The 397-nt window shown below is 70.5% G+C and carries 1 protein-coding gene; it reads left to right on the top strand.

Going from position 1 to position 397, the window contains the following annotated elements:
* Positions 1–397, top strand: a 397-nt coding sequence (locus D7X55_RS47300) for a GGDEF domain-containing protein (RefSeq protein WP_147470553.1), incomplete at both ends; no start/stop codon positions are given.

Here is a 397-nt window from a genome sequence, read left to right as displayed (position 1 = left end):
CTGAGCTGGCTGCTGCTGCGCACCGGTGACCTGTGGTGGGCACCGGCCAGCGCGATGCTGGGCGTGGTGCTGGCACTGCTGGTCTGGGCGGTGTGGCGGATCTCGGCCTGGCACCGCCTGGCCAACCGCGATGCCCTCACCGGCCTGGGCAACCGCCTGCGCTTCGAGCAGTCACTGCAGCAGGAATGCGACGCCGCGCGGCGCAGTGGCAAGCCATTGAGCCTGGCGCTGATCGACGTCGACCACTTCAAGCGCCACAACGACCGCCATGGCCACCAGGTCGGTGACCGCGTGCTGCGTGATGTCGCCCGCCTGATCGGCGCGCATGCCCGTCGCCCGCGCGACATGGCGGCGCGCTACGGTGGCGACGAATTCGCACTGGTGCTGCCGGATACGC

The sequence above is a fragment of the Corallococcus sp. AB049A genome (assembly GCF_003668885.1).
In the GTDB taxonomy this organism is placed as follows: Bacteria; Myxococcota; Myxococcia; order Myxococcales; family Myxococcaceae; genus Corallococcus; species Corallococcus interemptor.
Note: the sequence above shows the minus strand (reverse complement) of the source record. Positions and strands in the feature narration are given on the sequence as shown.